Origin of the sequence: Pseudomonas nabeulensis, from assembly GCF_004682045.1 — a bacterium.
Classification (GTDB): Bacteria; Pseudomonadota; Gammaproteobacteria; order Pseudomonadales; family Pseudomonadaceae; genus Aquipseudomonas; species Aquipseudomonas nabeulensis.
The window spans coordinates 1-25,765 of record NZ_QUZT01000005.1 but is presented as its reverse complement, the minus strand read 5'-3'; the positions used below and the strand labels follow the sequence as shown (position 1 = coordinate 25,765).

At 60.6% G+C, this 25,765-nt stretch carries 25 protein-coding genes and 3 pseudogenes; 5 read left to right on the top strand and 23 right to left on the bottom strand.

All coding sequences use genetic code 11. The annotated features are described in order from the left end of the window. Window positions 1–15 precede the first annotated feature (15 nt). Genes DYL61_RS04320 through DYL61_RS04280 form a run of 9 tightly spaced genes read right to left on the bottom strand, consistent with a single transcriptional unit; the run spans window position 16 to window position 8,285 of the window. Complete coding sequence (locus DYL61_RS04320) at window positions 16–1,086, bottom strand: arsenic resistance protein (protein WP_135307337.1); 1,071 nt, start codon at window positions 1,084–1,086, stop codon at window positions 16–18. Beyond that, on the bottom strand, window positions 1,080–2,201 hold the full coding sequence (locus tag DYL61_RS04315) for an NAD(P)/FAD-dependent oxidoreductase (protein WP_135307336.1): 1,122 nt from the start codon (window positions 2,199–2,201) through the stop codon (window positions 1,080–1,082). The genes DYL61_RS04320 and DYL61_RS04315 overlap by 7 nt, the downstream gene beginning before the upstream one ends. After that, the gene (locus DYL61_RS04310; RefSeq protein WP_135307335.1) at window positions 2,194–2,838 is read right to left on the bottom strand and encodes a 6-pyruvoyl trahydropterin synthase family protein; all 645 of its coding nucleotides are present in this window, start codon (window positions 2,836–2,838) and stop codon (window positions 2,194–2,196) included. The genes DYL61_RS04315 and DYL61_RS04310 overlap by 8 nt, the downstream gene beginning before the upstream one ends. Next, window positions 2,832–3,086: a membrane protein insertion efficiency factor YidD gene (gene yidD, locus DYL61_RS04305; protein ID WP_135307334.1), complete on the bottom strand. Its 255-nt coding sequence runs from the start codon at window positions 3,084–3,086 to the stop codon at window positions 2,832–2,834. Before yidD ends, DYL61_RS04310 begins: the two co-directional genes overlap by 7 nt. Beyond that, entirely contained in the window at window positions 3,083–4,498 is a 1,416-nt protein-coding gene (gene cysS, locus DYL61_RS04300; protein ID WP_135307333.1) for a cysteine--tRNA ligase, read from the bottom strand. Before cysS ends, yidD begins: the two co-directional genes overlap by 4 nt. Then, window positions 4,495–5,643: a CobW family GTP-binding protein gene (locus DYL61_RS04295; protein WP_135307332.1), complete on the bottom strand. Its 1,149-nt coding sequence runs from the start codon at window positions 5,641–5,643 to the stop codon at window positions 4,495–4,497. Before DYL61_RS04295 ends, cysS begins: the two co-directional genes overlap by 4 nt. Continuing rightward, entirely contained in the window at window positions 5,640–6,554 is a 915-nt protein-coding gene (gene folE2 / locus DYL61_RS04290; RefSeq protein WP_135307331.1) for a GTP cyclohydrolase FolE2, read from the bottom strand. The genes DYL61_RS04295 and folE2 overlap by 4 nt, the downstream gene beginning before the upstream one ends. A 59-nt stretch (window positions 6,555–6,613) precedes the next feature. Then, complete coding sequence (gene zigA, locus DYL61_RS04285) at window positions 6,614–7,831, bottom strand: zinc metallochaperone GTPase ZigA (protein ID WP_135307330.1); 1,218 nt, start codon at window positions 7,829–7,831, stop codon at window positions 6,614–6,616. Window positions 7,832–7,880: 49 nt separating this feature from the next. Beyond that, entirely contained in the window at window positions 7,881–8,285 is a 405-nt protein-coding gene (locus DYL61_RS04280; RefSeq protein WP_135307329.1) for a Fur family transcriptional regulator, read from the bottom strand. A gap of 177 nt (window positions 8,286–8,462) precedes the next feature. Between DYL61_RS04280 and DYL61_RS04275 the strand changes: the two genes are divergently transcribed. Continuing rightward, window positions 8,463–8,621 (top strand): hypothetical protein, encoded by a 159-nt coding sequence (locus DYL61_RS04275; protein WP_238704527.1) that lies wholly within the window; start codon window positions 8,463–8,465, stop codon window positions 8,619–8,621. A gap of 73 nt (window positions 8,622–8,694) precedes the next feature. Here the strand turns inward: DYL61_RS04275 and DYL61_RS04270 are convergent, their stop codons facing one another. From DYL61_RS04270 to DYL61_RS04250, 5 genes and pseudogenes are all read right to left on the bottom strand, one after another. Then, window positions 8,695–10,050 (bottom strand): peptidoglycan DD-metalloendopeptidase family protein, encoded by a 1,356-nt coding sequence (locus DYL61_RS04270; RefSeq protein ID WP_135307328.1) that lies wholly within the window; start codon window positions 10,048–10,050, stop codon window positions 8,695–8,697. A gap of 217 nt (window positions 10,051–10,267) precedes the next feature. Continuing rightward, window positions 10,268–11,485: a PepSY-associated TM helix domain-containing protein gene (locus tag DYL61_RS04265; RefSeq protein ID WP_135307327.1), complete on the bottom strand. Its 1,218-nt coding sequence runs from the start codon at window positions 11,483–11,485 to the stop codon at window positions 10,268–10,270. Window position 11,486: 1 nt separating this feature from the next. Next, window positions 11,487–13,109, bottom strand: a complete 1,623-nt coding sequence (locus tag DYL61_RS04260) for a TonB-dependent receptor (protein ID WP_135307326.1) — start codon at window positions 13,107–13,109, stop codon at window positions 11,487–11,489. Next, window positions 12,994–13,347 (bottom strand): annotated as a pseudogene (locus DYL61_RS31815) (TonB-dependent receptor plug domain-containing protein); the annotation flags it as partial. The pseudogene DYL61_RS31815 and the gene DYL61_RS04260, both read right to left, overlap by 116 nt. Before the next feature lie 15 nt (window positions 13,348–13,362). Beyond that, window positions 13,363–13,641 carry a hypothetical protein gene (locus DYL61_RS04250; RefSeq protein WP_135307325.1) on the bottom strand — a complete coding sequence of 93 codons (279 nt, stop codon included), beginning with the start codon at window positions 13,639–13,641 and terminating at the stop codon, window positions 13,363–13,365. On the opposite strand from DYL61_RS04250, the gene DYL61_RS04245 reads away from it, so the two are divergent. Next, window positions 13,640–13,837 (top strand): hypothetical protein, encoded by a 198-nt coding sequence (locus DYL61_RS04245; RefSeq protein ID WP_135307324.1) that lies wholly within the window; start codon window positions 13,640–13,642, stop codon window positions 13,835–13,837. The genes DYL61_RS04250 and DYL61_RS04245 overlap by 2 nt on opposite strands. Window positions 13,838–14,283: 446 nt before the next feature. Here the strand turns inward: DYL61_RS04245 and DYL61_RS31245 are convergent, their stop codons facing one another. After that, window positions 14,284–14,598 carry a TetR/AcrR family transcriptional regulator gene (locus tag DYL61_RS31245; protein ID WP_167497935.1) on the bottom strand — a complete coding sequence of 105 codons (315 nt, stop codon included), beginning with the start codon at window positions 14,596–14,598 and terminating at the stop codon, window positions 14,284–14,286. Window positions 14,599–14,856: 258 nt separating this feature from the next. Between DYL61_RS31245 and DYL61_RS04235 the strand changes: the two genes are divergently transcribed. The 3 genes from DYL61_RS04235 to DYL61_RS04225 are packed head-to-tail and all read left to right on the top strand — an operon-like array spanning window position 14,857 to window position 20,697. Then, window positions 14,857–17,244 carry a membrane-bound PQQ-dependent dehydrogenase, glucose/quinate/shikimate family gene (locus tag DYL61_RS04235; RefSeq protein ID WP_135307323.1) on the top strand — a complete coding sequence of 796 codons (2,388 nt, stop codon included), beginning with the start codon at window positions 14,857–14,859 and terminating at the stop codon, window positions 17,242–17,244. A 20-nt stretch (window positions 17,245–17,264) separates the two neighbouring features. Further along, a complete protein-coding gene (locus DYL61_RS04230) occupies window positions 17,265–18,308 on the top strand; it encodes a zinc-dependent alcohol dehydrogenase family protein (protein WP_135307322.1) in 1,044 nt (347 codons plus the stop codon). 40 nt (window positions 18,309–18,348) lie between these two features. Further along, complete coding sequence (locus DYL61_RS04225) at window positions 18,349–20,697, top strand: membrane-bound PQQ-dependent dehydrogenase, glucose/quinate/shikimate family (protein ID WP_135307321.1); 2,349 nt, start codon at window positions 18,349–18,351, stop codon at window positions 20,695–20,697. Between the two features lie 700 nt (window positions 20,698–21,397). Here DYL61_RS04225 and DYL61_RS04220 read toward each other — a convergent pair. The 8 genes and pseudogenes from DYL61_RS04220 to DYL61_RS04195 all read right to left on the bottom strand — a co-directional run. Then, window positions 21,398–21,643 (bottom strand): DUF2274 domain-containing protein, encoded by a 246-nt coding sequence (locus DYL61_RS04220; RefSeq protein WP_135307320.1) that lies wholly within the window; start codon window positions 21,641–21,643, stop codon window positions 21,398–21,400. Beyond that, entirely contained in the window at window positions 21,640–21,774 is a 135-nt protein-coding gene (locus DYL61_RS31755) for a hypothetical protein (RefSeq protein WP_338053102.1), read from the bottom strand. The genes DYL61_RS04220 and DYL61_RS31755 overlap by 4 nt, the downstream gene beginning before the upstream one ends. Before the next feature lie 3 nt (window positions 21,775–21,777). Further along, on the bottom strand, window positions 21,778–22,275 hold the full coding sequence (locus tag DYL61_RS04215) for a TraB/TrbI/VirB10 family type IV secretion system protein (protein ID WP_476705391.1): 498 nt from the start codon (window positions 22,273–22,275) through the stop codon (window positions 21,778–21,780). A 51-nt stretch (window positions 22,276–22,326) separates the two neighbouring features. Further along, window positions 22,327–22,521, bottom strand: a pseudogene (locus tag DYL61_RS32060) (VirB8/TrbF family protein); the annotation flags it as partial. Between the two features lie 17 nt (window positions 22,522–22,538). Further along, window positions 22,539–23,927, bottom strand: coding sequence for a P-type conjugative transfer protein TrbL (gene trbL, locus DYL61_RS04210; RefSeq protein WP_135307319.1), 1,389 nt, complete (start codon window positions 23,925–23,927; stop codon window positions 22,539–22,541). Next, the gene (locus tag DYL61_RS04205) at window positions 23,924–24,238 is read right to left on the bottom strand and encodes a hypothetical protein (RefSeq protein ID WP_135307318.1); all 315 of its coding nucleotides are present in this window, start codon (window positions 24,236–24,238) and stop codon (window positions 23,924–23,926) included. Before DYL61_RS04205 ends, trbL begins: the two co-directional genes overlap by 4 nt. Before the next feature lie 12 nt (window positions 24,239–24,250). After that, window positions 24,251–24,910, bottom strand: coding sequence for a P-type conjugative transfer protein TrbJ (gene trbJ, locus DYL61_RS04200; protein ID WP_338053100.1), 660 nt, complete (start codon window positions 24,908–24,910; stop codon window positions 24,251–24,253). Window positions 24,911–24,912: 2 nt separating this feature from the next. Beyond that, window positions 24,913–25,663 (bottom strand): annotated as a pseudogene (locus DYL61_RS04195) (LysR family transcriptional regulator); the annotation flags it as partial. Window positions 25,664–25,765 lie beyond the last annotated feature (102 nt).

Below are 25,765 nucleotides of genomic sequence, written 5' to 3'. Positions count from 1 at the left end.
GCGGGTTTTCCTGGATCATTTATGTCCTAGCGATGGCGGCGAGGCGATGGCGGCAGGACTGTTCGGCAGCCCGCTTTCGGCTGGCGTTGACGGTGTGCCCGAAGGTGGAAAGCGACGGCTAGCGGCGAGTAGCAAGCGCCGCAATGCCGTCAGGTGTGGGAATTCGACCAGCATGCCGATCACCAGAGCGGCATAGACCAGAGGCTGATCCGGCAGCGCGGCCATGGTCACGGCCAGCATCAGCGGCGCATTGCGCGCGGCAATGGTCATGGTCAGCAGCGCGTGCTCGGGGTAGCGCAGCCGAAATAGGCGGCTGATGCCTTCACCCAGCAGGAAGGTGAGCACGAAGAACACAAAGACCGCCAGCAGCACCCAGGCGAAGACCGAACGGTGTTCCAGGATCACCGGGATGTTGGCGGAGAAAATCTCCAGTACCAGCAGGGCAATCACCCACGGCGTGGCTTGGTCGGCCCAGTGCAGCACCCGCTCGAAGCGAGCCTGTCCCAGCAGCCAGCGACCAGCCTGATGCAGCACCACGGCAACCACCAGCGGCACCAGGAACCAGTGCAGCAGCGTATCCCCGAGCGTGCCGGCCTCGACTTGCACTGTCTGGTGGGTGAACCACTGCAGGTACAGCGGGTAGAGCAGCAACTGCACCACCATGTTGATCGGGATCAGCGCCGTGCCCAGCGCCACGTTGCCGCCGGCCAGGCGGGTGAAACCCAGGAACCAGTCGGTGCAGGGCGACATGAAGTAGATCACCAGCCCGACCATGAACAGCGGATGCGCGGACAGGAACAGTGATGCCACGCTATAGCCGATCAGCGGCACTAGCAAGAAGTTGGCCAGCAGCGCGATGACCAGGAAGCGCAGGTGGCCCGCCGCCTGCACCAGCGCACCGAAGCGCACGCCGAAGAACAGCAGGCCGACCAGCGCGAGCAGCGTGTGATCGACGCGCTCGCCCAACCATTGCCCGGTGTCGGGCAGAAAGTGGCCTAACACGCCGCCGGTCACGATCGCGGCGACCAGCAGGAAAGAGGTCACGGCCACGCCGGGCAGCCGTTCCGGTGAAGATGGAGTCAGCATTCGCACCCCTCGCAGCAATCGCTATTGCCAAACGGCCCCCAGGCCCCATCACCTGTGTTCAAGGCCGAGGCGTCGATGTCCAGGCGTTCCGCGACATGGCCGGCAATCACTGCGAAGCGCTGGCGGAATTTATAGATGAAGCAGTAAATGAGCGGGTCGTGGCGCACCTGCGGGCCAACCAGGAAAAGCCCAGGGGTGCGGGTGGATTCGTCCAACTCGCTCAGTACGAGTCGATCTTCGTTGTCCCACTCCCAGAGGTCGGCGATCTGACGTGCTCCGCCGCCCTTGAGAAAACCTGTACCAAGGATGGGAGGGTGTTCTTCATCCCAGTATCGACCGTCACCCGCATGGATTCGGTAGCGGTTTTCTGCTTCTTGGGTGACGGCCAGTACGTCGACACCGAACACGATCTCCAGCTGTCTGGTCTCCATCGCCTGGAGAAGTCGGCCACGGGTATAGGGTGACAGCGACAGGCTGGGATCGTAAGGGCTGTCAGGGTCCCAGGTGGATTTGCGGGCCAACAGGCGCACTGTACGGCCCAGCCGAACCAGTTGAACCGCCGCGTCGACGCCACTCTCATAGCCACCGATCACCGTGTAACGCGGTGCGTTGAAATCTTCCCAGGTACTGACCTGCGCATAGTGGGGGCACCATTGAGCACCTGGGAAAGGAGCAAGATCGGGGAACTGGTATTCACCCGTTGCCCAGATCAGGAAGCGGCTGTGCAATTCGCCCTGTTCCGTGGAAAGAACGAACCCGCCCTCTGGCGCGGGCACGACCTGCAGCACCTTGCAGTCCTCAATGATGGGGAGTTCATGTTCCTGGGCGATGAACGTCAGATAGCCGGCGTACTGTTCACCACTCGGGTGTTCAGACCCGGTGACGATTGCCGGCGAACTCCCTTCGTTGACGGCATTGAGGTCGGTCAGTCCGAATGGGTTGCTATGGAAGGACGGAGTGATAAAGCGAGTTTGTTGTGGCCAGTGGTGGAAGGACTCACCAATGCGTCCACCTTCCAGCACGCCATAGCGGAGTGTCGGTAGTTTGGCCAAGGTCAGTGCCATGCCGATGCCGGCCGGACCAGCACCGACAATCACAACGTCAAGGCTACGCATGGGTACCTCCTTGATCGGAATCCACATGGGTTGCATGTGCCTGGTGCATGTACCTCTCCCCAGGGCGGGGATTTTCTTGGGACTCACCACGCTTGAGGCGCTCGAAAAGGTTTGGATCGCGCCACTCTTGAATGACGGCCGGCGAGAAGGTGATGCTGTCTAGGTCTATTTGACCCATGCGCGGATTGTCGACATCCTCGCGGAAGCACTGCGCATAACCTGTCTCGGTTTCATGGACGATGACCGAATGCAGCCGCACGTCGTCTTCGCCATTGGCCATGACGGTCAGCGAAAGTGCGGTATCGACGAGTCGGAAAAACAACCGAGCGAACTGCTCGGCACTGGGCGATACAGGGATCAGTACCCAGCGCTCAGAGTGTTTGCGCATGGTTGCTAGATAGTCAGGGTCGTCTCCCGACCACAAGGCGACGGCATGGTCGAAGGCGTCGATCAGGTCGCGGATGTCGCCTTTGAGCAAGCCGAAGTCATAGATCATCTGGCCGTTGTCCAGCGCATGGGCCTCCAGCAGAAGCTCGACCTTGTAAGAGTGCCCATGGATCGAATAAGCGCAGCGTTGAGTGCTGCAACCACGCACGATATGGGCGTTCTCGAACTTGAACAGCTTGCGGATCAGCATTGACCGTCCTCCTTGCCGGACCTGGTGGGCGGCACCGGGTCGTATCCACCAGGATGGAGAGGGTGGCAGCGCCCAAGGCGCATCAGGGTGAGCCATGAGCCTTTGAGCGCGCCATGGGTCCTCAGCGCCTCAATGGCGTATTGCGAGCACGTGGGGTGGAAGCGGCAACGTTGACCGAGCATCGGGCTGATGAATAATTGGTAGCCACGCACCAGTAGCACCAGCAGTTGTGAGGGCCAGCGCTTCATGCAGGCTCCTTGGCAACTGGGCGTAGCAGTGGTCCGGTAGAGGTGTCTTCAACCATGAAGCCCAGGCCTTCCAACTCCTCGCGCAGCGCATCCGCTCGGGCGAAGTTGCGATGCTGGCGCGCCTGTTCACGTTGCACTAGAAGAGCCTTAAGCCTCTCGTCATCGGCAGACTGCGTGGCGGCTAACGGCGTTGTCGGACGTAGCGTTGCCAGGGCGGCATGGGGCTCCTGTTGGAGGAGTCCCATCAATCCCGCAGAAGCCAGCAACAAAGACTTGGCATGTGATTGTTGAACCGGGGTGACCGCGTCATCGAGTTGCTTCAACAGAACGTGCAGCCGCACCAAGGCGTTTGGGACATTCAGATCATTGTGCAACGCCACCAATACCTCGGGATCTACCTCGGTTTGGGGCTGGATAGGTACCTGTTCGACCTTTGCCAGGCTCTCGTAATAGCGCGTCAAGGTCTGTTTCGCGGCCTGGAGACGTTGGGCGTTCCAGTCCAGCGGTCGCCGGTAGTGAGTGGACAGCAGTGCCAGCCGGATTGCTTCTCCCGGCGCCTGTTCCAGCAGGTCGCGCACCAACAGCACATTGCCCAGTGACTTGGACATTTTCTGCCCATCCACGGTAACGAAGCTGTTGTGCACCCAGGTGCGGCAATAGAGCGTGCCGTGTGCGCAAGTACCCTGTGCGATTTCATTTTCGTGATGGGGGAAGATCAGATCCTGCCCACCGCCGTGAATGTCGATGGTGTGCCCCAGGTGCTGTCCGATCATGGCCGAGCACTCAACATGCCATCCGGGTCGGCCTCGGCCCCATGGGCTGTCCCAGCCTGGCTGGTCCGGCGTCGACGGTTTCCAGAGCACAAAGTCCAGCGGGTCGCGTTTGTACGGAGCAACTTCCACACGAGCGCCTGCCAGCATGTCTTCGGTGCGTCGGCCTGACAGTCGCCCATAGTCTGGATAGGACGATACATGGAACAACACATGCCCTTGCTCGATGTAGGCGTGGCCCCGTTTGACCAACGTTTGAATCAGCTCGATGATCGCAGGGATGTGGTCGGTGACACGAGGTTCGAGTTCAGGCGGTAACACACCCAGTGCTTGCATATCCTCATGGTAGGCGTCGATATAGCGATGGGTGATGGTACTGATGGGAACGCCCGCAGCGGCTGCAGCGGCATTGATCTTGTCATCCACGTCGGTGAAGTTGCGTGCGTAGATCACCTGTGGGTAGTCGTGCCGCAGCAGTCGGGAAAGCAAGTCAAAGGCCACGGCGGGGCGCGCATTGCCGATATGGGCGAAGTTATAGACCGTAGGGCCGCACACATACATCGTCACCCGGTCGGGTTGTTCGGTGCGCAACGGCTCCTTTTGGCGCGTCAAGGTGTTGTACAGGCGGATGTGGGGTGTCATTGAGCGGACTCCGTGGCTTGCGGGATGACCTGCTGGAAGGCCCGGAAAGTGGCTTCGATCGCGCTTTTACTCACATCCTGCGTGATAAAGACCAACCGAGAACGATGATCGTCGGTCGGCCAAGCGGGTAACGGAACGGGAGGGTGGAAGATATGCTGAACCCCATGCACAACAATCGGCTTGTCCTGCCCTTCAACATTCAAGATGCCCTTGACGCGCAAGATGTTGCTGCCGAGCAGACTCATCAGCACCTCCAGCCACCCCACAAGCAAGTCCTCCGGGATCGGATCGTCCACAGCAAAGCAGAACGCCCGGATGTGATCGTCATGTCGATTCACATCATGGTGTTCATGCGTATGCCCATGCCCGTGTTCATGGCTGTCATGCTCATGCTCGCTATGCCCGTGCCCGTGCCCGTGCCCATGTTCATGCCCGTGCGTATGCGGTACGTCCTCGACGTAGGCTTCTTCGCGTAGCCAGCGTGCTACGTCCGGTGTCTTGCTCTCGGGCGAGAACAGTCCTAGGTTGAGCACCTTCTCGGGAGCGATTTCGCCGCGAGAAACCTCCCACTGCGGGGCCGCCGGGTTGATTGCGGCCAGACGTTGGAGTAATTGGGTTCGCTGCGCTTCTGAGACAAGATCGGCCTTGGTCAGCAGCAATGTATCGGCCATCGCAACTTGTTTGATTGCCTCGGCATGCTGATCCAGCGTGTTCGATCCGGTTGCCAAATCAACTGTCGCGACGATGCCGTCAAGTCGGTACCTTGAGGCAATCTGCGGATCGGTCATCAAGGTGTGAATGATCGGTGCCGGATCTGCCAGCCCCGTTGTTTCGATCAGCACACGATGGAACTGCCTCTCGCCATTGCGCGAGAAGCGCCAGGTGATGTCGCGGAGTGTTTTCACCAGATCGCCACGGATGGTGCAGCACAGGCAACCGCTGCTCATTTCCATGACTAAGTTTTCAGTGCTGTGAGCAACCAGCAAGTGATCCAGCGCCATCTCGCCGAATTCGTTGATGATGACCAAGGCATCTGCCATCTCGGCTTGTTGCACGAGGTGGTTCAACACGGTCGTCTTGCCACTGCCGAGAAAGCCAGTCAGTAGCGTGACAGGAATCAGACTGCGGGTGGATCCGGAACTCATGTAAGTACTCCTTCAGGCAACGGAGAGGCCCAAGCCACGGCATCATGAGGGTGCAAGCTCTCCAGATGACGGACGTGAATGCTGGGCCGTATATAGCCGTACAAGGCAGCCTCGATACGACGCGCCGCGTCTTCGACGAACATCAGGTTTTGGCCGTTGAGCGATGCGAACGCTTGTTCATCGGCACGCTTGACGGCCGTTTGCACTGGTGTGCCGACTGCCTGCTCAATACGCTCGATCAGTGGCAGCAAACCAAGCGTGGTGGCCTCGCCGGTGGCGTTCACGGCGACCACCGCTTCACTACGTTGGCTGTGTGGCGTTGCCAGAGAGGCATGGCGACGCAGCCAGGCTGCCGCGCTGGCCGTCTGTATAGTCTCCTGCCCTTCGAAGGCCTCCTGAAACCCTTGTTCGATCAGCTGTCGAGACAGAGCTGCCGAACAGGGGCATGTCGACGAGTAACCTACTGTGACCTGCACGCGGCAGTCGAACCTACCGTCGATGAGCGAGGCGTCGAGGCGGATCGGGTAGGACTTCCAGCCTGAAAGGTCTTGTGTGACCAAAGCTGGCCGGCGCACCAGCAGATCCACGTTCAGACGCAGCCGTGCACTGCGGCTGTCGCAGTCTTGATGGCTGTCGATCATGGTCTGTAGCAACTGGTGTAGGCCGGCGGGCGACAGTGCTTCACCCTGGCCCAGGGTATCCAGCAATCGGTACAGCCGGGACATATGGATGCCCTTGACGTGCGGTGCAGGCAGGTCGACCTGCACGTCGGCGCGCGCGTGCAAATCACGGCGGTAACCCGGCTCAGCTACAGTGATGGGTAGGTCGATACCCTGCATACCCACCCAGGCGAGTGGACTCAGGTTTGAAGAAACATCAGTGATCGAAACATCAGGTAGTGCTGCATTCATACTCAAAATCCAGTCGGGGTGCACCCCACCCGGTCTGGAGCATGGGGAGCACGGTCGAATTAGGGCCAGTCAGGGAAAGGGTTATGCCAAGTTGTCCAGACTTTGGGGCCTTGAGCCATTTCCTCGTCGGTCAGCAAACACGCATCGAAGCGGGCACGTAGTGCCGTTTCGTCCATGTCCATGCCAATCAATACGAGCTCCTGGCGGGCGTCACCTACTTGGTCGTCCCATTTCGCACGAATCAGCGCGACAGATTCCGGATCCTGCGGCCAGCGCTCCTGTGGCATTGCTGCCCACCAGTAGCCAGCAACACCATGCCGCGCGACAGCACCAGCCTGTGACCAGGAACCAGCCAATGTCGGGTTTGTCGCCAGCCAGAAGAAGCCTTTGGAGCGAACCACGCCCTGCCATTCGCTTTCGACCAGATCGAAAAAGCGCTGTGGGTGGAAGGGGCGACGTGCTCGGTAGACAAAGTTGCTGATGCCGTACTCTTCAGTCTCGGGAGTGTGCGTACCACGAAGCTCCTGTAGCCAGCCGGGAGCTCTGGACGCTTCGTCGAAATCGAACAAGCCCGTGTTCAGCACGCGCTCCAGCGGCACCTTGCCAAACTCCGAGATTTCGATGCGGGCCCGGGGATTGAGGCTGCTCAAGATGGCCATCAACCGCTCGCGCTCTTCGGCGCTGATGAGATCGACTTTATTGAGCACGATCACATCGCAAAACTCGATCTGCTCAATCAGCAGATCCACCACCGTGCGCCCGTCCTCTTCACCCAGGGACTCGCCGCGCGACTGCAAACTGTCGCGTGAGCTGTAATCGCGCAGGAAGTTGTAGGCATCGACCACAGTAACCATGGTGTCGAGCTGAGCCACTTCGTTCAGACAGCGGCCATCTTCCCCTTCGAAAGTGAAGGTTTCGGCCACAGGCAATGGCTCGGAGATGCCGGTGGATTCGATGACAAGCTGGTCGAATTTTCCTTCTCTGGCGAGGCGTTCGACCTCAACCAGGAGATCTTCGCGCAAGGTGCAACAGATGCAGCCGTTGCTCATCTCCACCAGTTTTTCGTCCGTGCGCGACAACTCGGCACCGCCCTCGCGCACCAGATCAGCGTCAATATTGACCTCGGACATGTCGTTGACGATCACCGCAACGCGCCGTCCCTCACGGTTATTGAGGATGTGGTTGAGCAAAGTGGTCTTGCCCGCGCCGAGAAAGCCGGACAAAACGGTGACAGGGAGCTTATGGAGCGTGGGCAGGGCCTGAGCTTGGGTACTCATTTATGTATACCGGTATAAAAATGGATCATCGTGTAAATGCCTTTTGGATTCAGATGGGAGTTGCCTGAGCAAGCTTCATGCAGTTCGCACACGTGCCGCGGAGCTCAATCGCGTGGTCTCCCATAGAAAAAGCGTTGTTCTCTGCCCAGCGCCCCAGGCGTTGACCGAGATCGTTGTCGACAAACTCGTCGATATGTCCACAGTTTTCACAGATGGCGAATGCCTTGAAGCTATGCTTGCAGCTCTGGGGGTGCTTACAGGTGACGTAGGCGTTCAGGGTTTCCAGGCGGTGCACAAAGCCATGTTGTGCCAGCCGCTCCAATGCGCGATAGACCTGCGCCGGTGCGTTCAAGCCAACTGCACGCAGCTGCTCAAGAAGTGCATAAGCGCTGAGCGGGCCATTGGCGCGTTGCAGAGCGCTCAAAACCAGCTGTTGGTTTGCGGTCAGTTGCATTGAAATCTCCCGGCCAGTCTCATGCGGCCCGATTGGAAGGGTTGGTCACTCAATCTGTTATGTTATAACATAACAGTTCAGAGGCGACAGTTCAACGCGTTAAGCAAGAAGGTCTGGCCGTGTGCGATAAAGCAAGCCCGCAGTCTTCGCTCCCGTGAGATTCGAAGAGGGGTATCAATGGTCTTTCCACAAACCTACGAGCAATGGCGTCACTGCATTACGGTTGAATGCGGCATAGCGCTGACACCGGCCTTTATTGCTCAGCGCTTGGCGAGCAGTCAGAAGAAGCGCGAAGGTTTCGCCGCCTCTATGGTGACGCGCATTGGCGATCTGTGATCGGCTGGTTCGAGCGGGCCGAGCGCGATCTAGGTGCGCTTGGCTGATCCTGTAGGCGCAGAGCCGCCATCACTCAACCGTCCGTGTTTTGAGCGTTTGGCTTCATGCGGGATGCCAAGTGCAGTCTATTGTCCATCACTGCGACCAAGGTAGCGACCCTGTTGCGGAACAAGGCCATCTCCTTCGCAGGTATGCGAGTGGCAGTGGGTATATCGGCCTTTAATGGATCAACAGGCCTATTATTGACGTGCAACTCGAAATGCAGATGTGGCCCCGTGCTGCGCCCGGTGTTACCTGACAAGGCGATGCGATCTCCACGGCTGACCTGCTGCCCTTGCTTGACTTGGACCTGGCTCAGGTGCAAGTAGCGCGTTTTGAACTGCCCTGGATGTTCAACTTCGATGTACTGTCCGGCGTACGGGTGGTTGCCGATTCTTGAAACGACCCCGTCGCCTGTGGAAAGTATGGGGGTGCCGGTTGGCATGGCGAAGTCCACGCCATGATGCGGTGCGATACGCTTGGTGACCGGGTGCAGGCGACGAAGGTTGAAAGGTGAACTGACGCGGTAGTTGCCTTGCATGGGGTGACGGAGGAACGCCCTGCTCAGGCTCTCACCGTTGTCGTTGTAGTAGTTGCCATCGACGTGGAGAAACGCGCTCTGAGCAAGCTTGGCCCCCTGGAGTCGAATGGCTTCAATTCGAGTTTGTCCGGTTGATCCGGCATCGACCATTTCTCTACTCAGGACAATCTCAAAACGGTCGTCCACCTGAATGTCCCGATGGAAGTTCACACGATCTTCGAGGATGCGTTGAGCTTGCAGGATTTCCCCGTCGCTCAGTCCCGTTTGGCTGGCCGAGGTGTAGAAACTGCCGCGGATCTGGGCACTGAATACATCTTCGTGCCAGTAACTGGGCTTGATTTCCTCTTCAAACTCGAAGAACCCATCAGTTGCTCGTCGGTAATGAATAGTTCTGCCTGGATGTACGACCAGCGAGAGCGCAAGCAGCTCGATTGAATTGGGGGCTTGCTCGAAATGCAGCGTATTACCTGGCCTTAAAACATCAAGTGCGAGCAGCTCCTCATCAGCAGCTAGAACTGCGTTCATAGTCGCCGCATCAATGTTTCGTTGGGAAAATATACCGCTAAGTGTATCCCCAGGTTGAATGATATGAGTTGTAGCCGCTGCATCCTGTGGGGCGTCCGCCGAAGAGGGTAATGGGTCGATGGAGGCTAAGGAGGAGATGGTCTTAATAGGCGGCTGAATGGAATCTGTTTGTTTTGAGGCTGGCGCATGGGGCCAGAAGTAGGCATACAGGCACAATGCACTCGCCAATACCAAGAGTGCCAACCGAAGTTGATAAGCGCGGGGGGAAAGCGCATTTGTTCTGTCGTTGTTTGAGGGTGTTCTTTCCGCGCGCGAAAATACCATTGGGAGTGCCTACCTCTATCAATGGATGGAAGATACAAGACAGGCACGCCTGCCCCAAAAAGTAATGTTATAACATAACATTAAAGGTAGGTGGAAGGCTTTCTGCAATGCCACGCCACAGGCCTCGACAGGATAAGCTCCCTTCAAATCAGTACGAATGAAGGGCCTGTTTCTGCTCCTGTACCAGTTGTGCCTACTGTTCGCGGCGCCGGTAAGATTATGTCTGCTCGGATTTGGCGGCGCGTTTACGCATCCAGATGAGAATGCCCGTGACCGACAGCATCGTCACAATGATGCCTAGAGCCGCAACGATGAGCCTCCAGGGCCACCCCCAGACATTCGCCACATGCAACGCATAGAGCCAGTGCGTGATCGTCTGGCCGGCCTGATCCCCGGTCGGCAACTGGAGCGTCACCAGATCGCCGGTGCCTGCATCAAGGTACAGGTCGGTCGCGCCGCGGCGCTCCAGAACATCGCGATTGGTTCGGGTGCGATACAGCCACATCCTGTCGTCCGGCATGAAGCGCAGCATGACCTCGCGATCAATGGTCAGGCCTTGGTGCGCAGCCTGCTCCGCCATCAGCAGGCGGGCCCGGCTCAGGGCCAGCGGCCACGACAGAGTAGCGACCAGGTCGACGTCCGCTGCAGCTTTGGGCATGTCCGCCACGGCGGGCGTTTGATAGCCAGTCAGTGTCCGCATCACCGGCTCGTAGACCGACGGCAGATTTAAGGACACGCTGGACCAGGCGAATACCAGCAGCACCAGCCAGCACCAGAGACTGAACGCCCGATGCAGATCGAACAGCCGTCGTATGCTGGAGGCCGGATGCTTGATCCGCCATGCGGGCGCCCAACGCGACCAGAAGCTTTTGACCTGCCTGCGGGCAGCTGTGCGCTGTGCCGGCATAGGCAGGGTCAATAAGAGGCCCACGAAGCAGTCCAGTGTCCAGCCCAGTGCGATCAAGCCCAGCAACAGCATGCCCGGATGACCCAGGGCGAGTTCATAGTGCAGGCGGTAAACGAAGGGGACGAGGTTGATCGTACCCTGTCGAATATCGCCCCAGGTACGTCGGCCGAGTTCGGCCCCGGTCCAGGGATCGAGCAGGAGACTGTCGAACCCTGGATCGACGCCGGTTTGCGCCCCGGCCCACGGACGGGTACGAATCTCGGCTTGCCGTCCGGCGTGACGCCAGGTGGCCTCCACCACCTGAACCTCGGGAGCAAGTGCCTGCGCACGTTCGGCCAGCGTGGCCAGATCCAGCGGTTCCTGGTCTGGCCGTGCGGATGCCAGGAGCTCGGGGGTCATCCATGCATCGAGCTCTTCGTAGAAGGCCAGCACGCAGCCGGTCAGGCCGATCAGCACGAAGAATGCGGCGCCGGCCAGACCGAACCAACGATGCAGGCGCAGGCAGCCTGCCCGGAGGTTCCTGAACATGTCAGAAACGGAACTGCGTCGACAGGAAGACCTCGCGCCCGCGTCCCACCATCAGACCACCCTGATACAGAGCGCTGGCGTAGTAGTACTTGTTGGTGAGGTTCTTGCCGTGCAGCCGGAAGGTCGTGGGGGTGCCGCCTAACTTGGTCTCATAGCTGATGCCGGCGTCCCAGAGTGGGTAGCTGGGGATGAAGCCGCTGTTCTGGGCATCGACCGGTCGGCTACCGGTATAGCTGAGCATCGTGTCAACCGACAGACCCGGCACCTGGGCAAAGGCGTAGCGCCCGCCCAGCGCCCCCTTCCAGCGCGGTACACCTTCACTGCGCTTGCCGAGGACGGTTGGATCGACGACACCGCGCAGTTCGGTGTCTAGGTAGGCCAGGTTTCCGTACAGCGTCAGCTGGTCGCTGATTTCTGCGGTACCCGTGAATTCGACGCCTCGATGGCGATACTGGCCTCCGCTGACGAAGTAGTTATCCAGGTTCACGTAGTTGGCATCGCGCTCGATGTTGAATGCTGCGACCCCCAGGTTCAGCCAGCGGTTGATATCCGCCTTAAGGCCGATTTCCAACTGCTCGGACTCGATCGCATCGGATGGTGGGTTGGCGTTGTGGACATAGAACGGCGCGTATTCGCCCTTCTCGAAGCCGCGCGTGTAGCTCAGGTAGGTCATGATGTTGGCCGTCGGGCGGAAGATCAACGCACCCGTCGGCACGAACGCGTTCTTGTCTTGAGGTAGCGCATCGGCGGACAGGTTACGCGCACGGTACTGGATGTAGCGCCCGCCCAGCAGCACCTCGAAGTAGTCGTTCAATGTGATCAGGTCACTGGCGAAGACTGAGCTTTCCTTGATCGTTGTGTGGAACTCAAGGTCGTTCTCCGGGCCGAAGTGCCATTTTGGGGGCTGTACTGGGTTGAGGATGTTGCCCACGGAAACGTCGCCTGGGGTCAAGGCGCCGCCGCTCTCCACGAAGTCCCAGTACGGACTGCGATCCTTGAACTGCTTGTGGCTGGCACCGAAGAACACATCGTGAAGCACGTCGCCCGTGAGAAACTTGCCGGCCAGGTAGCTTTGCAGCGACCAGGTGCTGAATACCTCGCCACGAGACACATAGTAATCCGCATAGCCGATGTCGCCATTGGGTTGAATGTCGAACAGATCGTTGAAGCCGCCGTGCCGCTCGACGCGGGAATAGTTCGCTTGCGTCACCGATGTCCAACTTTCGTTCAGGTTGTACTCGAACTTGGCGTCGATGTTCTGGCCTTCGGTCTTGTGCCGGAACCATGAGGGGGACAATGCATCGCGCCGATTTACCCTGGGCGGAAGCACATAGCTGGACGGATCGAGTGGATTGGCTCGTCCGCTCTGATCGGCGCGTAGCAACGGGTCGGCCAGATTGGTCTTCGACGAGTAGTCGGCACTCAGTTGCAGCAAGGCACGATCGCTGATGCGGAAGTCTGTACTCAGGCCGAGGAATTTGCGTTCTAGGTCATAGGCATGGTCGAAATCACCGTTCTTCTCGTAGCCAGCATTGAGCCGGTAGCCGAACGCCCCGTCGAACGCTGAATCGCTGGTGTCGATAGCGACATAGCGGCCCTGCAGACTGGAGCCTTGCAGACTCACGTTCGTGAAGGGCGAGGGTCGGCCGCTTCGTCAGGTAGTTGACGCTACCGCCCGGCGAGTTGAAACCGTAGAGGAACCCGGATGGCCCCTTGAGCACATCCACCCGCTCGAACAGCTCCAGCGGCATGTCATGGTGCGGCGCCAACGTCAGGCCGTCCCGGCGAACCGTATTGAAGTTGTCCATCACAAAGCCGCGAATGCGGAAGTTGTCGAAGCTGCTCCCGTAGGAAGCGCCCGTGACCGATGGATCGTTTTAGAGCACGTCCTGCACGGTTCGGGCGGAAGACTCGGCGATGGTTTTGGCCGAGTAGCTCTGGATGGAGATCGGAATCTCCATCGTATCCTTGGCGCCGAAGGCTCCGGCGTTGACTTCCAGTGCTTTGTTGAGTGGTGGTGCAGTCACCGTGACGGCTTCGAGCTCGGTAATAGTACCGTCTGTGGGGGAAGACGTTTGGGCGATTGCCGGAAGACTGAAGGTGGCTGCGGCCGCACTGATCACGATGATCCTGGCGGGATACCGATATGAAAACATGAATAGCATTCCTGAAGATAATCGCGATGCAGTGCGCCCTATGACGCATTGCATCGCCCACAAATCGAACTTGCGCGATCAGCTACAGGCACAGATGGGTCGAAAGTCCCAAATGAGCGCGTGGCGCAAGGACTGGATTAAAAAAGGCAGGCGTCAAGTCATCCGTACCAACCATGTGACGCTTGGAAACGCATAAGGAGCATGAGGTTAGCGCTGTCTTGAACCATTTGCATGAGGTGCGTCGTCGTGGGCCAAGTGCCACATGAGAGCCGAAAAAAAGCCAGCTGGATCGCGCTGTGGAGGCGATGAGCGCCCGGAGCTTGCAGATTTGTTGGGTCTTCATAGTCGATTCCTACGCATGCTATCCAGAGCGAAGAGCGCGTCGCGCTGGACTGCGCGCCCGAGTCCTGGAATCTGCTTGTAAGTGGCACGTCAACTAACTGCTCTCAGCTCACAGCCGGCTGATGACGTCACGGCACCATCTTGCGCTGTTGCGCAAAGCGGCAATAGCAACATTTCTGCAGACAGGGCATGTGCTGTTGCACTTACGTCCGAAAAGCGCGTTCAGATGCCGATCAATTTGGGCTGAATGACAGTCTAGCTAGCCGATTGCTGGAGTCGTCTTCGCAGGGGGAAGAGCGCCTACGCATCAGGACCGTAAACAATGCTGTGGAACAAGTGCCCCTCCGATGTGGTGATTAATTCCGTTGCAGCCTCTTTGGTGGGCTCCCGCCCCTGTTGCGCCATTGACTCCATCGCTAACGCTATAAAGCGCTCGCGGTGTCGAAGCAGCTGGGCCCTGAACGTTCCGTCGCGCGCCGCCATTAGAAACAATTCGAAGCGTGCCAGTGCCAGTTCTCGCGCCTCGGGCGATGCCAGGTGTGCCAGCAAACCATCTAGATCCACACCTCCCGCCGGAAGCATGAATTGCTGGAATATCGCTCTGTCTTGTTCCATTGCGCTATCCAGCGCAAGTTGCAGCAGGGCCGCCCGGGTTCTGCAGTAAAAGGACGTCGACCCAGTTGGTAATCCCAAAAGTTCGTCAACAGCTCGATGCGTCAACCCACGAGCCCCATGCCTCGAAAGAACTCGAACAGCCCCTGCTCCGATCTGATCCTTGCGTTTGTTGTTCAATTGAATGATGATCCTCTACAAATGTAGATACACTATAGCGTATGCACGCGACATCCGCGTGGCCCTAATTGGAAGACAAATATGACTGCTACGCAATTCAGGAATAGGCCATGGTTCGTCTTTGCCTTAGGGCTCGTACTGCTGTTGGCCGGCCTACCACTGCTGGCCGGCGGACTATGGCTGATCGGCCTGGGTGGCTCGTGGTACTACGCCCTGATCGGTGCTGTGCTGGCGCTGTCGGGAATTCTCATGGCTCGCGCTCGTCTCGCGGGAGCTTGGCTGTTCGGACTGGGCTTCGTCGCCACGGTGGTCTGGTCCCTGGCCGAGGTTGGGACGAGCTTCTGGCCGCTTGTGCCCCGGCTGGCGCCAATGCTGGTGCTGGCAGTATTGGTCGTGCTGGTACTGCCCAGCCTGCGCGGTGGCCAAGGAAAGGCGCTAGCACGCGGGCTGGCCGTCGCGCTGGTCGCCGTGCTAGTGGCCGGTGCTGGCGCGATGTTTATGCCGCATGGCGTGATCAGCCCCAAAGTAGCGTCTGGATCCGCGCCTGAGGCTCCTACCCATCAGGCGGCCGAGGACACGAGTGGCTGGAGCCATTTCGGACGCACGCCTGACGGCACACGCTACGTGCCAGAGACTCAGATCACCCCGGCCAACGTCGGTCAGTTGCAGGTGGCGTGGATCAAACGCACTGGTGACATGAGCGAACCTGGCGTGGAAGCGCAGGACACACCGCTGCAGGTTGGCGATACGCTCTATGCCTGCACACCACGTAATCAGGTGCTGGCGCTAAATGCCGACACAGGCGAAGAACGCTGGCGGTTTGATCCCGGCATCCGCGAGACGGCCTACAGCCGCTGTCGAGGCGTGGGTTATCACCAGGCAACTGCGGCGGAAGGAGGGGGCACTGCCGGTGCCGCTCCGGCGCTGTGTGCCAACCGCATTCTCGTGACCACTGTACAGGCAAAAATGTACGCTCTGGATGCGCGAAGTGGTCAGCGTTGCCCTGAGTTCGGCCGAGATGGCGAGGTCGACCTGACCGAGCGCATGGGCAAGGACAATCTGAACTTCTACTACCAAACCTCCGCCCCGACCGTAGTGCGCAACTTGGTCGTTGTTGGTGGTTTTGTTATGGACGGCCGCGCCGAGACCATGCCCGGTGGAGTTATCCGCGCCTTTGATGTGACTTCCGGCGAGTTGGTATGGGCGTTCGACCCGGGAAGCCCGCACACTCCTGCACCTCCGCCGCCGGGACAGGATTTCTTGCACAGTACCGCCAACATGTGGTCCACCCCTGCCTTCGATGACGCGTTAGGCCTGATCTACCTGCCCATGGGCGGAGGCTCAGACGATTTCTGGGGCGCCAACCGGAGCAAGGAAACACGCGACTATTCCACCACCATTCTCGCTCTGGACATAGCTACCGGGCAAGAGCGCTGGAAGTTTCAAACTGTGCATAACGACACGTGGGACTACGACAACGCCACTCAACCCGCTCTTGTGGATGTTCCAGATGCCAACGGGAAAGTCGTGCCAGCACTAATTCAGCCAACCAAGACTGGGCAGTTGTTTGTGCTTGACCGTCGCACCGGCCAGCCGATTACTACAGTTGAGGAGCGGCCAGTGCCGCAGGGTGCTCAGCCCGGCAACGTAGTCTCGCCAACCCAGCCGTACTCGGTTGGCATGCCGCAGATTGGTACTGAGCCGTTGACAGAAGCCTCAATGTGGGGTGCCACGTTCTATGATCAACTGTATTGCCGCATCAAGTTCCGTCAAGCCCGCTATGAGGGGCCGTTCACGCCAATCACTACCCAGCCCACGATCATCTACCCCGGCTACTACGGTGGGATGAACTGGGGTGGAGTCAGCATCGACAAGCAGCGCGGTCTAATGTTCGTCAACGACATCCGCATGCCGCAAGTGGTCTCGTTGGTACCGCAAGCAGACGTAGACCCGGCCGCGACAGCGGCTGCACACTCACTGGGGCTCTACCCTCAGAAGGGCGGCCCCTATGCTACAAGACACGCTACGTTGATGTCGCCGCTGGGCATCCCCTGCAACGCACCACCGTGGGGGACGATGTCGGCCATCGACCTGAATACGCGTCAATTGGCCTGGCAGCGCCCGGCCGGGACCATCAAGGATTCGGTACTTCCTATCGGCATCCGCTCGCCACTGCCGATGCCGGTCGGCATGCCTACGCTGGGCGGACCGATCAGCACCGCTTCGGGGCTGACGTTTTACTCCGGAACCCAGGACTATTACTTGCGCGCATATGACAGTCGCAGCGGAAAGGAATTGTGGAAAGGGCGTCTGCCGGTTGGCACCCAGAGCACACCGATGAGCTACCGCTCACCGACCACTGGCAAGCAATACGTGGTGGTGACCGCCGGCGGTGCTCGACTCTCTCCGGATCACGGGGACTACATCATCGCCTACGCGCTGCCGCAAGCTGCTGGCGGGAAAAACTGATCTCTCACAGGAGCTCTGCCATGTCTAGCGCCATGATGCAATGGTCTATGGATGCCATCGGCCGCGATCGGCTGGGGCTGCATAGCGTGGAGCGGCCCGTGCCGGGCCCAGGGCAGGTACTGGTGCGCACCCGGGCCGTATCGCTGAACTACCGCGACAAGATGATGATCGAGACCGGCATGGGAATTGACCTGTCCTTCCCTTTTGTGCCGGCCTCGGACTTGGTAGGCACGGTGGTCGCTTCTGGAACGGGCGCAGAGCGCTTTGCAGTGGGAGACCGGGTCATCACCCATTTCAGTCCGCACTGGCGTGAAGGCTGGCCGTCCGGAAGCGCGGCACAGCCGCCGTACAACTCGCTCGGCGGCGTCTACCCCGGGGTGCTGTCCGAGTATGTGTGCTTCGATCAAGAGTGGTTCGTCCAGGCATCGGCAACGCTTGACGATGCGCAGGCTAGCACGCTGAGCTGCGCCGGACTGACCGCTTGGTTCGCCCTGTTCGAGCTAGGCCGGGTCAAACCGGGGCAGCGAGTGCTGGTCCATGGCACAGGTGGGGTGGCGCTGTTCGGCCTGCAACTGGCCAAGGCCGCTGGTGCCGAGGTGTTTGTGGTCTCCGGCAGCGACGACAAGCTGGCCAGGGCCATGGCATTGGGCGCTGCGCACGGCGTTAACCGCAAGACCCAAGACTGGGTGCAAGAGGTGCACCGGCTGACCGCTGACGCAGGCGTAGACCATATCCTGGAAACCGTCGGCGGCGATCACCTCGGGCGCTCGGTCGAGGCGTTGGCCCTCCGAGGCGCGATCTATCTGATCGGCGTGCTCGAGGGCTTCACCGTGTCCTCACCAGCGGCAGCGCTGTCGCTGAAGATGGCGACGATCAGCGGGGTCAGCGTCGGCCACCGCCGCGCGCTGGAAGACCTCGTGACCGCCGTCGACCGTCTTGGGCTCAAGCCGGTGATCGACCGGTGCTTCGCCTTCGACGAACTGCCGCAGGCGCTGGACCATCTGAACCAAGGACCGTTCGGCAAGATCGTGATCGAGTTGGCAAAGGACTGGACGTCGGCCTAGGCGAGGTCATTCGACGATGAGCCAGGGTGATTAAACTATCATGCAAAATCTCATAACAACTCGTGGCTGGGCTACAACTGCTTTGAGTGTGTTGCTTGCAGTCCTCGGGCTGGTCTTTGTGGCCGGAGGCGCCCGCTTGGTCGGCCTGGGTGGCTCTTGGTACTACCTGCTGTCCGGGGTGGGCCTGCTGGTGGCTGCAGCGCTGTTGTGGAAGAGACGGTATGTCGCTGCGGCTCTGCTGTACGCCGCTGGCTTGTTGGCTACGCTGCTGTGGGCGTTGGTCGAAGTCGGCCTCAATGCCTGGCCACTGGCACCGCGACTGATCTTGCCGGCGATGATCGGTCTTTTGTTCTTGCTGCCTACAGCGCTGCGCCGCAGCGCGAGCCGCCCCCCGGCCCTTGCGGCCGCGCTGTGCTTGCTGGTTCTGCTGTGCGCCGCGCTTAAGCCTGCGCCCGATGCCTTGCCCGCAACGGCTTCGTCCATCATAGAGTTCACTCCATCCGGCGCGTTGGGCGAATGGCCGGCTTACGGACGGGACCAGGCCGGCACCCGCTTCTCACCGCTGACCCAGATCACCCCGGAAAATGTTTCGTGGTTGAAGCCAGCATGGACCTACCGCACCGGTGTGGTGCAGCCTGGGACCAAAAGCCCGCTGGAAACCACGCCGCTGATGGTTGGCGATCGGCTGTTCCTGTGCACCCAAACCAACATCGTCATCGCACTCGATCCGGAAACCGGTGAAGAGCTATGGCGCTTCGATCCGCAAGTCGACGCCACGGGCGCCTCCAGCGTGACAACCTGCCGCGGCGTTGTCCATGCCCACGTCGAGGCGCCGCCAGCGCAGTGTCCGAAACGCATCCTCACCGTTACCTTTGACGCGCGACTGATCGCGCTCAACGCCGACACCGGACAGCTGTGCCCAGGATTTGGGCAGAATGGTGTCGTCGACCTGAAGGAAGGCATGGGAGAGGTGCTGCCCGGCTTCTACTACGCCAGTTCACCGCCGGCTCTGGTGCGCGGCAACATCGTGCTAGGTGGCTGGGTGGCCGACAACCAGAACGTGGACGTACCGTCGGGTGTGATCCGAGCTTTCGATGTGGTCAGCGGAAAGCTGAATTGGGCATGGGACGCGGGCAATCCCGACAACCGCCATGGCGCGCCAGTCGGCCACTACTATACTCGTGGCACACCCAACAGCTGGGCCGCGCCAAGTGCGGACGAGGCGCTAGGCCTGGTCTACATCCCCACTGGCAACCCATCGCCGGATCACTTTGGCGGACAGCGCACGCCGGCCGATGAGCAGTATGGGAGTGCGGTGGTGGCGTTGGATGCGCTTACCGGCGAGGTGCGCTGGTCGTTCCGCACCGCGTACCACGACCTGTGGGACTACGACATCGCCTCACAGCCTACCCTGGTGGATGTCGACACCGCCAAGGGCCGGGTGCAAGCTCTCCTGCAGGCGACCAAGCGTGGCGAGTTGTTCCTCTTGGATCGTCGCAATGGCCAGCCAGTGGCGGACGTCGTCGAGAAGCCGGCGCCGACGCGCGGTGCCGTGCCGGAAGAGCGGATGGCGCCCGTGCAACCATACTCGGTCGGCATGCCTTCGTTCGCCGGCGATCCGCTAACTGAGCGTGACATGTGGGGCGCTACTCCGTTAGACCAGCTCTGGTGCCGGATCCGCTTCCGTCAGCTGCGCTACGACGGGCATGCCACCCCCCCCGGGCTGGACGAGTCTCTGATTTACCCCAGCATCGGCGGCGGCATGAACTACGGCGGCGTCGCCGTGGACCCAGAACGAGGGATCGTCATCGTTAATTCCATGTATTACGGCACAGTGATCCAACTGATCCCGCGTGAGGATACCGACCGCGCATTGGCTGCGGCTGGCAGTGGCGATTTCCACGGTTTTGACCTGCCGCTTCCGCAAACCGGTACGCCCTATGGTGCCAAGCTCAGCGGATTGATGTCGCCCCTCAATACGCCCTGTAACGCGCCGCCGTACGGCAAGCTCAGTGCCGTGGACGTGCATTCGGGCAAGTTGTTGTGGTCGCGGCCCATCGGTACCCTGCAGGACAGCGGCCCATTCGGTCTGTCGCTAGGGGTGCCAATTCCGATGGGGATGCCCGGATTCGGTGGCAGTGTGGTCACGCGTAGCGGTCTGACCTTCACGGGCTTCGCACGTGAACATGCCTTCCGCGCCTTCGAGACCGCCACTGGAAAGGAAGTTTGGCGTGCGCGCCTGCCAACCGGTGCGCATGCTAATCCGATCACGTACATCAGCCCCAAGAGCGGTCGCCAGTTCGTGGTAGTCGCCGCAGGAGGACACACCAACCTGCAGTCCTATCCGCTTAGCGATGCAATCGTGGCCTTCGCATTACCGGAAGATTGAGTAGGGACACTGCCATCGTACACTGACCCGAGAATCATCATGTAAGAGCGTGGCTCGGGGGCCGCGCTTTGATGATGCACAACGCAGCAGCCTGAGTACCATTAACTCCACCTCGGTTACATGGACTCACCTGCGTTTTCTGGTCTGGTCTAATTCGAGAGTCCAGCAAGAGAGATCGTGAGGGCATGGAAGCCTTGAGGCGCCGCCAAGCTCCAGGTGGCGCAGGTGACCTGATAGTAAAGCCTCAGCACATTCCAAGTTTGTCGAGACCAGCCTCTGGTTGACAGCGCGGTACGACGCTGAGCAATCACGGCATGCCAACCATCGACACGCCACTCACGCCCGAACAGCAGCCCATTCGCGCGTTGGAGCGAGAGAGCATCGGCTGCGCGAGGGCGTCGGGAATGGAGATGTCAGACGTCAAGATTCTCGTGCAATTCACGCAAGGCTTTGCGCCAGAGAGGGGGCAACAGGTTAATTCTGACTAATGCCGTTTGCAGAGGATGAGGCATTGTAGGCTGGAAGCCACATGAGAGCTTTGATAAAGCAAGCCGGGTCGCGTCGCGGCGATGGAGATTGCCAAGAGCTGGCAGGCTTGTTTAATCATCTTAGCCGATTCCCTCGCAGCCTAGACAGAACGAAGAACGCGCAGCGTTGGGCTGCGCGTTCGAGCGATGGTCAGTCTGGTTCCGGCGCATTTTCAGTTCGGCTTCGGCGGTAAGGCCTTGCTGGAGTTTCCTTTCTTGAATCCCCGATCCCCCGCCAGGAATGCCTCCAACATGTGCGGGATCAGCGTCACGGCATCGACCGCCTCGCCATACGCCTGCGCGTGCAGCGCGGCGTAGCGGTCGAGATCGGCTTTCAAGCTGGCCGGGCAAGCGAAGGTCAGCTTGACGCTTTCGGTCTTAGGCAACGGCCCCAGCCGCAGTTTCCTGTTCGTGCTCATCTCGAAGTCCCCTTATTGAAGAACAGCGGCTGATAGGGCCGCAGCACCAGATCGCGGTTGACGATGATGCGCACCGGCAAGCCTGGGCGGCTGGTCAGCGTGGGTTGGATGTTGAGGTTGCGCCGGGTCACTTCCTAGCCGACCTGATTCACGGTGTCCTGCAAGCTGTCGCGCCCGGCGATGATGACGCGATCGGGTGCGGCCAGTTCGGCACCGACGCCCAGCAGCGTGGTCAGCACGGCACCGGCAAAGATCCGATCCCAATGCCAGTCCACGTCGTCTTCCAGACCCGCATACCCTGCTGGGTCGGTGCCGACCAAGTTGTCGAGCGTCAGCGATGACGTATCGGGCAGGATGATGCGGTTCCACACCACCTGCACGCGGCTCTGCCCGTAGCTGACCTGGCTGTTGTACTTGCCCAGGATGCGCGAACCCTGCGGGATCAGCAGGAACTTTCCAGTAGCCGTGTCGTAGATCGGCTCCGTCACCGTGGCGATCACGTCGCCCGGCAGGTCGGACTTGATCCCCGTGACCAGTGCCCCGGCAATGACCGTTCCGGCCATCACCTGATACGGCGAGGTGGGCATTTGCAGGTTGCCGGAGTTACGGGTTTCCGCAGAGCCGCCTGTCAGGAACGCCTCTTTCTGGTCTTGCCGGTTCTGCGCGGCAGTCGGGTCTGCAGGCTGGGCCGCCGCCGAGGCCGGGCCAGCGGCCATCAACAGCGCGAGCACGAGGCAGCCGAAAGCCATCAGCCGCCAGTTCTTGGCCTGCACACGGGCCGAGCCGATGCGCTCGTCCCAAACCTGGGCTGCGGATTGATAGGGAGTGGCAGGCTGCGGCGTATCGCCATAGCGCACCTGCGGTCGTTTGAATCGCATGGAGTTCTCCTTGAAAGTCAGCTATCGGAATCCCGCAGGCTCGGGCCTTGGCCCGAACCGCCGCCGTCGCCACCGCGCAGCGTGTGCGCGGCAGTGGTGGTGGCCTGGGTGAGTTGTTGGCGACGTTGCAGGCGCTTGGCCCAGCCGGGTTGTTCCTGCTTCTGCGCGTTGGCCGTGTTGCCAGTGGCACCGTCTGTGGCGGCTGGCCCGGCAGTGCCTCCGCCTGAGCCGTCATCTGCGCCAGAGCCTTGCCAGCCTGCTTTGAATGGCGCGGCCGCCTTGGCCGCCGCTGCCTGGATGCCAGCGCCAGCGCGCTGTCCTGCCGCCTGTGCGCCGCCCTTGGCAACACTGCCCAGCCCTGCCATCGCGCCTTTGGCTCCGCCGCCCGCAGCGGCAGAACCGGGCTGGAAAGCCGACTTCGCGCTGCCAGCCGCCGAGGTCGCAGCGCGCGCGCCAGCCCCTGCGAGCTTGGCGGCAGCCGGTGCCATACGCGCTCCAGCCATCACCGCACCGCCCACTCCGGTGGCAGCGGCTCCCACGGCCACCGCCGCGCCTGCTGCACCTACAGCAGCACCGGCCATTGCGCCGGCACCCAACTGCGGTGCGCCGGAGACCAGCCCGGTGGCGATGCCCGGGCCGAAGATCCCCAACGCCAGCAGCGTGAGCGAGGCCAGCATGATGACCACCGCATGGTCAATGGACGGCTCGGCCGGATGCACTTGGAACTCGGCAAACAGGCCAGAGCCAATACCGACGATAACGGCCAGCACCAGCACCTTGATGCCCGACGACACCACGTTGCCCAGCACCTTCTCGGCGAGGAAGCTGGTCTTGTTCCACAGCGCGAACGGCACCAGTACGAAGCCCGCGAGCGTGGTCAGCTTGAACTCGATCAGCGTGATGAAAAGCTGGATCGCCAGCACGAAGAAGCACAGGATCACCACCGCCCAGGCCAGGAACATGACCACGATGGGCGTCATGTTCACGAACACTTCGGGGAAGCCCGCCATTTCGCTGATCTGCTCAAGGATCGGTGCCGCCGCGTCGATGCCAGTCTTGGCCAGGCGGCCCGGTTGCAGAAATTCGCCCATACTCATCGTCGAGCCACTGGCCGTCAGGCCCAGGCCCGCGAAGGAGCGGAAGACGATGCTGGCCAGCCAATTGAAGTTATTGATGATGTAGGCGAAGGCACCGACGTAGAGCACCTTGCGCAGCAGCTTGGCGATCACGTCATCGCCCTGGCCGGTGGCGTGGCTCATCGCCCAGTACAGCCCGGCAATCGTCATGTCGATGACGATCAACGTGGCGGTGAGGAATACCACTTCGCCCTGCAGCAGCCCAAAGCCCGAGTCGATGTAGCGCGAAAAGGTAGCGAGAAATCGGTCGATCACTGTCACGTCATTCATGGCGCGTCCCCCTCGAAGGACATGGCGTCCTGGTCACTGGCGGGTGTATCGAAGCTCGCCGGAACCGGTGGCAGTTCGGCCAGCGAGGCGTACTCGTCCGGCCCGGTTTCACCGGCGAAGAAGCGCCGCCGGAAAGCATCGGCCGCGGCCAGGCAGGCGTCCTCGTCTGCGGCCGTCCTGTTGGCGGCACACTGCGCACGCACAGCCTTGAGCCGCACGGGATTGGCGGCCAGGGCAGCGGCTAGGTCTTCAGTCGGCTGCTGGTTGCAAGCGACCAGCAGCACGGGCAGCAGCAAGGAAACGCATCGCATGGCCGTCTCCCGTCAGTTGCCGTAGAAATCCACGCGCTGCGGCGTGTAGGGCGTGCCATCACCCAGGAAGCGGCGCGTCACTTCACGGCCACGTTCGACAGCCGCCGCCTGGCGTGCCAGTTCCAGCGCGGCGGCGCGTTCCTGCGTGATCTGGAGTTGCTGCGCTTGGATGGACTGCTTGGCCTGCAAAGCCAGAAGCTGGTTGGTCGCCTGCATGGCTTGCAGCGCGCCGGTGGCGGACTGGCTCTGGCTGACCAGATCGGCCAGCGCGCTTTCGTCTTGGGTCAGGTTCTGCGACACCTGGGCCTGCATCCGCCTCGCGGTGTGCAGGCCGTTCAGCGTGTTCTTCCAGCGTTCCTGCGCGTCGCGCAGCATCTGGTCGCCGCTGACGGTCGCGGCGTACTGCTCCGGGTACAGCCGGACGAAAGTGGCATCCATGCTCTGCACGTCGTAGGCCAGGCCGCGTGCCTCGGCGATCAGGCGTTCGGTGGTCGCCAGCGTCGAACGCAAGCGATTGACGATGTTGAAGTCCAGGTTCGCCAGATTGCGCGCCTGGTTCATCAGCATCTGTGCTTCGTTCTGGAGTTGGTTGATCTGGTTGTTGATCTGCTCCAGCGTGCGCACGGCGGTCAGCGTGTTCTGCACGAAGTTGGACGGATCGAACACTGTCAACGCGGATGCGGGCTGGCCATGATGTGCCGCTCTCCGGTAATGCCAGTGCAAACCCTGCCGATACGAACGCCATCATCAGGTCGCATGAGGCCACACGCTCGGCAATCAGCGGTTCTGTATCCGAGCGACGCAGTACCCGCTCGATCTGGCGGGTTCACACACAGTCGGGTCGCACATCACCAGCGGATGGTGCAGCACTTCTTCCAGAGGGATACGCTTGTGCCGCAGCAGCGGATGACGCGCAGGCACCACCGCCATCAACGGATCACTCCACACCGCGTCCGCCACAATGCCTTCGCCTACCTCGTCGGACTGCGCGAAGCCCACGTCGTACAGGTCGTCGTGCAGCCCCTTGATCTGCTGCGACAGCGGCACTTCGAACAGACGGATTTCAACCTCGGGTTCTTCCTGTCTGCACAGCGCCAACAAGGTTGGCAGGCGCGACTGTGTGATGCCGTCGGACAGCGCTATACGCAACTGTGCGTGAAAGCCATTGGCCGCCGCATTTACGCTATCGCGCGCTTGCTGAAAGGCCGTAAAGATGCGCGGCACATGCTCCAGAAACAGCTTGCCCGCCCGTGTCAGTCGCGTGCTGCGGCTGGTGCGCACGAACAACTGCTCGCCCAGATCTTCTTCCAGTTCCTTGATGGTGCGCGACAGCGGCGATTGCTCTATGTGCAGCCGCTCGGCGGCACGGGCGAAGTGCAGTTCTTCAGCCACAGCCATGAAGCATCGTAGATGCCGAAGTTCCATCCTCGTGCCCTCCTGGTTGACGTGCAGATTGAGCAGCTGGCCAAAACCACTGCCGGAGCCATTGAACGATGACCATCACAGCGAACAGCGTGGTCGAACACA